The sequence below is a fragment of the Streptomyces sp. NPDC006655 genome (assembly GCF_040703965.1).
Taxonomy (GTDB): Bacteria; Actinomycetota; Actinomycetes; order Streptomycetales; family Streptomycetaceae; genus Streptomyces.
Genome location: NZ_JBEYJU010000261.1, coordinates 1 through 1,167, shown reverse-complemented (window position 1 = coordinate 1,167; position 1,167 = coordinate 1). Strand labels below are relative to the sequence as shown.

The following is a 1,167-nucleotide window of genomic DNA, read 5'->3' as shown; positions in this document are numbered from 1 at the left end:
GCCGACGGCACCGGCCGACGAAGGAGGCCGGGGCCGGCGAGCACGCACCGGGCCACCAACACAGCCGCCCCGCCAGGGGCGACCGCTACCGCCGCGGCGGCACCGCCGCCCCAGCGATCTGGGGGGCGGTGCCGGTCGTGCTGTGCAGGGTGAGGCGCCGTGTTATCGGCCGATCGCGCCCCGGGCTCCGCTGCCGATGCGGGTTCCCCCGATGTCGGCCCGCGCTCCGGCTGCCGCACCGGCACCGTATCCGCGTCCCTTCATCGTCGTCCTGCCTCCGTTCCGGCGGCGGGGATACGCGTCCTCGAACGCTCGCGTGACCAGGGCCTTTCGGTCGGCCAACACCAGGGCCGTGCTCCGCCCGTCGGCGGTCGTCGGGGTGGCCTCGTTCCGGGCACGCTGCTCGGCCTCTCGCACGCGTACAGAGACCTTGTCCACGAATCCGAGGATCCACGACCGGCGGAATGCGCGGGGGGCGTCGTAGGGCGGAACGGGGGTTCGGGCCAGTTCGCGGAGCATCTGAAGCAGCAGGCTTGTGAACAGGATGTCCATGCGCTGAAGGTCCGACTCGTGGCCGAACACGTGCACCTTGCGGCCGCCCGTCTCCGACCGGCCCAGGTGGATCAGTTCGCACCCCATGGCCTGTGCCAGGCCGTTCATCAGCCGGACCTTCTCCATGGACCACGGGTTGTCCAGGTTGATGATGCGGTCTGCGGGCTTGTCGTTGCCGGGCTTCGCGGCGTCGAGGAGGGCCTGTTCGATGCCGTACTTGGCCATCAGCTCGTATGCCTTGAGCCGGTAGTTTTCGGCCGCCTCGGGCGAAAGCCCGTCCCCTTCCGCCATGTCCAGCAGTGCGCGGATCTTGCTGAGCTTGCCGTTATCGACGTCGGTCACGTCGTACTCCTTGGTGTTGAAGGTTTGGGGCTGTCGTCCGGGGGGCTGCCTCCCCCCTTCCGACATCACTAATTCTGCCTTATTTGGGGGCGGGAGTCCACCTTGAACACCCCTTCCGGGGAGTGATCCCGATCACATGTTTTCGCAGGTCAGGACCGGTTTCCGGCCTGGTTCCCGCCCCCCGGACCGGCGGCCGCGCGGCGGCCCTTGGCCACACCTCACCCCTGGGCGGGGGCTCCCCTCGGTCGGTCGGGCAGCGCACGCCGCACCGCC

Annotated in this window: 1 protein-coding gene; it reads right to left on the bottom strand. The window is 69.8% G+C overall.

Annotation, left to right across the window (positions count from 1 at the left end; all coding sequences use genetic code 11):
• Positions 1 to 162: 162 nt before the first annotated feature.
• On the bottom strand, positions 163 to 894 hold the full coding sequence (locus AB0958_RS45185; RefSeq protein WP_366896303.1) for a DUF2786 domain-containing protein: 732 nt from the start codon (positions 892 to 894) through the stop codon (positions 163 to 165).
• Positions 895 to 1,167 lie beyond the last annotated feature (273 nt).